Genomic DNA, 5,267 nt, shown 5'->3' with positions numbered 1-5,267 from the left:
AGGGCCCGCTTGCGCTGCGCCCATGTATCCGTGGAGTGCTCCAGGCCCTCGGCGCACCGGCGTTTGAGATCCTTCGAGGCCAGCGACCCCAGATGTGCGCCGACCAGACGTAACACCTGCTCGTCGTCCGGCGTGAGGCCCTTGATGCGGGTGCGGATCGCCACGCCGGACGGGCCGAGGGCCACGAAGGGGGCAGCGATCGTGCGCAGCGACTCACCTCGCATCGATGTGCCCCCTCCCCAACGCTTGATCGGCAACAGGAAGAACGGTACCGGCCGGCACTGACAGTGCCCGCCATGCGTCGTGCGCGCTGCACCACCACGAACCAGTACATGCTCGTGCACACGCACACACACTCCTGCACATCCGAAACCGAACAGCTCCCAACCCCCTCGCGGGGGCCACGGTCTCCGTGTCCCGCGCGGGCAGGAGCCCGATCTCGGTCACGACCGACAGCCACGGCCAGTACCACGTGTGGCTCGCCCCGGGCGCGCTGACGACCGCCGTCAGCGACGACGGGCACGCCGGCGCGGCCCGGAATGTGACCGCGAGACAAGGCCGGGACACGAGGGCCGACTTCGCCCTGTCGACCGCCTGACGGACACCGGGTCCGGCAGCCCTCCGTGGCCGGCCCCGACGCAGTGCGGCAGATCTCCGCCCCGCTGGGTCTCCCGGTGGGGCGGAGCCGCGAGGGGGCCGGACGCCTCCGAACCAGGCCAGGTCGGGCCCTCCGCGCCCGACGTCGCCCGCGCCGGAGGGAACGGACTGCCGGCGCCGTCAGGAAACGGTACTCAGCGGATCGCCGTTCTGCGAGGCGCCGGGTGCTGGCGCCGTGACGGACAGAGCGGCAGTGCGGAGCCGTTCGGGGACCTCGGCGGAGAAGTCGGGGTTGAGGGCCCGCTGGGTCACCACGACGGCCAGGGCGGTCCGCGAGGACACTCTGTGCTTGCGCATCGCCGAGTTCAGTTGGGCCGCCACGGTCTTGGGCGAGCGGGAGAGCGTGTCGGCGATCTCACGGTTCGACAGGCCGCCGAGCAGCAGCACCACCACGTCCAATTCCTTGGGCGAGAGCTGGTGCCCGTAGCCGCGGCGGCGGCCGGCACCGGGCTGATCGCCAGTCACCGCACCGTGCTCGCGCAGGGTATGCAGGACCCGGTCGGCGTCGCTCCTCGCGCCGAGAACGAGCAGCTCCCGCGCGACCGCGGCCCACTGTGCCAGGGCCGCCGCCCGATCGCCCGCGCCCAGCAGGCAGCCCGCCTGCCGTTCACGGGCCAGCAGCGCTTCGTACGGCCTCGGCAGGTTCTGCCAGGCCGCCGCGGCACTGTGCCATGCGGCGGCTGCCGCGGCGTACTCCCGCTGCCCCTCGGCGAGCAGTCCGCGACACGAGAGCAGGGCCGCCCGGGCGGCCTCGACGTCGCGGCCTTCCAAGCCCCGGTCGAACGCCGCCACCAGCGCTTCGGCCTCGGCCCGCCGGTCCGCGAGCACCAGTGCCTCGACGCGCACCGGCACGGTCTCGGTGGCCCACAGCCACATCCCTTTGCCGGCCACCACCTGTTCCGCCTCGTCGGTCAGCGCCAGGGCCCCGGCCACGTCGCGGCGGGCGAGCCGGAGACGGGCGAGCGCGGCGGTCGACTCCAAGGACATATCCACGACGCCGCGGCGCGCGCTCTCGTCGCGTACCAGCCGCAAGGTGTCCTCGGTGGAGCGATCACCCCCCGCGGCGGCGCCGAGCAGCCCGATGACCAGCTGGCTGTCGAGCTGGATCAGCGGTTCCTCGTCCAGTTGCGCCCAACGGCCGGCGCGTTCTGCGAGACCGGCCCACGCGCCGGTGAACCAGTCCAGGTGCACCAAAGTGACCACCGCCAGGTCCCGCAGCCGCTGGTAGCGGTGACGGCCCGCGATGTCGGCCCCGTTCGCCAGCCGCCGCCGCGCCTCCGGGTATCGGCCCCACCGCATGGCGGCGTTCCCGAAATTCAAGGACGCACGGGCGGCCATGAGCGCGCCCTGCGACGTGGACACCTCGGCGGAGAACTGGCGCGCCAGGTCCCACCCGGACGCCTCGCCCAGGCCCAGCAGCGCGGTCGTCCGGTCGATCAACAGGCTCTGGCGGTCCCCCTCGGACATCGAGGCGTCCGGCACACGCGCGGCCAGGTCGAGCCAGCGTCGGTGCTCCTTCGCCGGCCACAGCAGGCCCGACGGACCGCCGAGCATGATCATCGCCTGCGCCGTCTCGAACGGGCTGTGGGCAAGATCGGGAATCGCCCGCTTCACCTCCTCCGAGCCCGCCTCCAACTCGCCCGCGTGCATGAGCATGCGGCCGAGCTGGGCCCGTATCCGGGCACGGTCGTGCACGTCGAACCGCTCGTCCGCCAGGACGGCGCGCAGCCTGCTGACCAGATCGACACGGCCCAGGTATCCGGTGAACGCGAGCAGCGGCATCTTCTTCGCGATCCGCGCCACGTCCCCGCCCGGCAACCCGCTCTCGTCGAGCAGGTCGGTCAGGAAGGTCACCGCGGTCGGGTGATCGCCGGAGGACAAGGCCAGATCGGCGGCCTGCTCGGCGTACCGGCGCCACTTCGCCACGTCGCGCGCCTTCCGGAAGTGGTAGGCCAGCCGCCCGACCGGTGCGTGCCGCGCGGCCTCCAGGACCCCGGCCGCCCGCTGGTGCGCGTCCCGGCGGTCGGGACCCGCGGCCCTGTCGTAGACAGCCCTGGCCGCCAGGACGTGACGGAAGGCGATCCGGCCGGCATCGTCCTCGGCGACCAGCCCGCTGCGGACGGCCTCCCGGATCGCCGGGTCGGTCTGGTCCGGCGGCAGCCCGCTGACGGCGGACAAGGCGGCCTCGTCCGCGGGATCGATGAGGACCGCGGCGGCGAGGAGCACCGCCTGCGCGGCCGGGTGGAGTCCGCGGACCCGCTCGGCGACGGCGTCCCGGAGGGACGGCGGGACGGCGATCTCGCCAAGCGACCTGCGGGTCCACCGGCCGTCCCGCCGGACCAGGTCCGCGCGGTCGTGCAGCAGACGAACCGACTCCTCCAGTGCCAGGGGCACCCCTTCGGTGTGCTCGTGCAGGAACGCCGCAAAGACGGTGGAGACGTGCTCGCCGCCCAGCATGGACGACACCAGTTCCGTGACCTGCAGTGCGCCCAAGCCGCCGAGCGCGATGCGGGCGTGGCTCACGCCGGGCTGCAGCCGGGAGGACAGGCGCGGCAACAGGGAGTCAGCCGGAAGGTCCTCGGGACGGTAGGTCAGCAACAGGCTGACCTGCTGCGGCTGCTGGGAGGCGAGGAAGAGCAGGAACTCCATGGTCGCTTCGTCCGCCCAGTGGACGTCCTCCACGATCAGGACCTCGATGCCGATCCGGTCCAGTAGCTCCGCCAGCGCGCGCATCAGGCGGTGGCGTGCGGCACGGGCGTCGGCCAGGGGCTCGGGCGCGTCCGGGAGCCCCTCGGCCCACTCGGGGAAGAACGGCCGCAGCGTCCCCGCGAGCGCGGTCAGCCCGAGACCAGAGACGTCGGCCCGAGCCTGGCGCACGGCGTCCACGATCGGGCCGAGCGTCATCGGTTCGCGAAACGGCGGGCATACGGCCGTCAACACTCGGCGGCCCGGCACGGCGGCTCCCTCAACCGCCTGGAGGACGGCCATCGCCTCCACGGCCTCGCGGATGAGCCGGCTCTTCCCGATCCCGGCCTCGCCCTCGACCAGCACCACGGCGGGCGGGCGACTCAAGGCATCGGCCAACCGGCCCAACTCGACCTCGCGACCGACGAATCGCGGGGGTGCGACCTGGCAAGGAGCTTCCCGCTCGCGGTCCCCTGCGTGCCGATCCATGTCGGCCCTGACTGGCAGGACCGCGGCCTGCACGATCATCTGGCCCCGGTACCCCACATGCTGCTCCATGGCGGCAGCATGGCACGACGCCCCGCACGTTGGACCGTCCGTGCCTGCTCGCAAGACGTGCGGCACGGCTGGGTATGAGCAAGGGCCCGAAGCCGGGCAGGGTTCGGGCCCCTACTGGATCGCGTATCCGCGGGGGACGGATAGTCATGCGCGATGCCATGTTCAACGCCTCTGACGCGGATTAGTCACGCAGGCTGTCGGTGGCGGCTGCGACCCTGTTGGGCATGGATGAACTGGAGTTCATGCGGGGCCGGGTCTACGGGGCCGACCACGAGGACGCCGGGCCGCGACAGGGGCGCATGTATGTGGAGCTGGTGGGCGGCCCGCTGGACGGTCTTCTCCTGGACATCACAGGCTGGCCCGACCACGAGCTGAACGAAGGCGTCGCCTTGACCACGGAGATAGGCCGGTATGGCCCTGGCGGTCGTGCCCTTTACGCCCCGAGGTCGACGGACCGGCAAAGGTTCGACTGGCACGGAGACAGTCCCTGACCGGCCGTGGTCGGCCTGACCGCGTCTCTCCGGGCCGCGCCGCAACCAGTGCATCCACCACCGTTCGGGATGCGCCAGTTGACCAGGATTGGGTACAAGACCCACTCCTGCTCACTCTCTTGAAAATGACCTGAGCTGATGCGCGTCGGTGCAGGTCAAGCGGCTCCCTCTCGCGGGTGACGGTGACGTCGAGGCCGAGGGCGGCGAGTTGGGCGATCAGGCGGCGGGTGTGTCTTTCCTTGCCGAGCCGGTTGGTGAAGTGGTCGGGGCCGAGGTCCCGGTAGGGGACCAGGTCGCGCAGGATGTGCCAGGCAGCGACCAGGATCGAGTGGCCGACCGCGATGGTGGCGCGCTTGGCTCCGCGGTGGGGGACGAGCCTTCGGTACTGGGCGCCGAGGTAGGTGCCCTTGCTGCGGGCGGCGGTGGCGCCGGCCAGGAACAGTGCGGTCTTGAGCCAGGTGTCACCGTGGCGGGTGCGGCCGGACAGCCGTTTGCCGGCCGACTCCTTGTTGCCCGGGCACATTCCGGCCCACGAGGCGAGGTGCCCGGCGGTGGCGAAGCGGCCCATGTCCACACCCACCTCAGCGATCAGGATCTGGGCCATGACCAGGCTGATTCCGGGGATGGTGATCAGCAGCTCGACCTGCCGCAGGGGCAGCAACTGCCGGTTGATCTCCTCACTGAGCCGCGCGATTCGCGCGTCGGCCTCGTCGATCGCCCGGAGCATCGAGGCGACCATGAACGCGTGGTGCTCACTGAAGCTGCCGGTCAGCGCCCGGGTCAGGGGTACCTTGCCCTGCAGGCTGCCCAGCGCCAAGTCCGCCAGCACCTGCGGGTCACGCTCGCCCGCGACCAGGGCGTCCAGCATGGCCCTGG

At 72.0% G+C, this 5,267-nt stretch carries 3 protein-coding genes and 2 pseudogenes; 2 read left to right on the top strand and 3 right to left on the bottom strand.

The genetic code is table 11. The features are described 5' to 3' along the window. Positions 1-224: pseudogene (locus ACWDA7_RS49890) on the bottom strand (IS200/IS605 family accessory protein TnpB-related protein); the annotation flags it as partial. An 86-nt stretch (positions 225-310) separates the two neighbouring features. Between ACWDA7_RS49890 and ACWDA7_RS49885 the strand changes: the two are divergent. Next, positions 311-598, top strand: coding sequence for a carboxypeptidase-like regulatory domain-containing protein (locus ACWDA7_RS49885; protein ID WP_450614485.1), 288 nt, complete (start codon positions 311-313; stop codon positions 596-598). 179 nt (positions 599-777) lie between these two features. On the opposite strand, the gene ACWDA7_RS49880 is transcribed toward ACWDA7_RS49885, so the two are convergent. Continuing rightward, complete coding sequence (locus tag ACWDA7_RS49880) at positions 778-3,900, bottom strand: helix-turn-helix transcriptional regulator (RefSeq protein ID WP_450614483.1); 3,123 nt, start codon at positions 3,898-3,900, stop codon at positions 778-780. Between the two features lie 224 nt (positions 3,901-4,124). Between ACWDA7_RS49880 and ACWDA7_RS49875 the strand changes: the two genes are divergently transcribed. Then, complete coding sequence (locus ACWDA7_RS49875) at positions 4,125-4,391, top strand: hypothetical protein (RefSeq protein ID WP_450614481.1); 267 nt, start codon at positions 4,125-4,127, stop codon at positions 4,389-4,391. A gap of 442 nt (positions 4,392-4,833) precedes the next feature. On the opposite strand, the pseudogene ACWDA7_RS49870 reads toward ACWDA7_RS49875, so the two are convergent. Continuing rightward, a pseudogene (locus ACWDA7_RS49870) lies at positions 4,834-4,995 on the bottom strand (transposase); the annotation flags it as partial. Positions 4,996-5,267 lie beyond the last annotated feature (272 nt).

The organism is Streptomyces sp. NPDC001156, assembly GCF_053598275.1.
Note: the sequence above shows the minus strand (reverse complement) of the source record. Positions and strands in the feature narration are given on the sequence as shown.

Excerpts from the sequence above, each read along its gene's own strand:
- ACWDA7_RS49880 (WP_450614483.1), bottom strand. The coding sequence starts at position 3,900 with ATGGAGCAGCATGTGGGGTACCGGGGCCAGATGATCGTGCAGGCCGCG.
- ACWDA7_RS49875 (WP_450614481.1), top strand. The coding sequence starts at position 4,125 with ATGGATGAACTGGAGTTCATGCGGGGCCGGGTCTACGGGGCCGACCAC.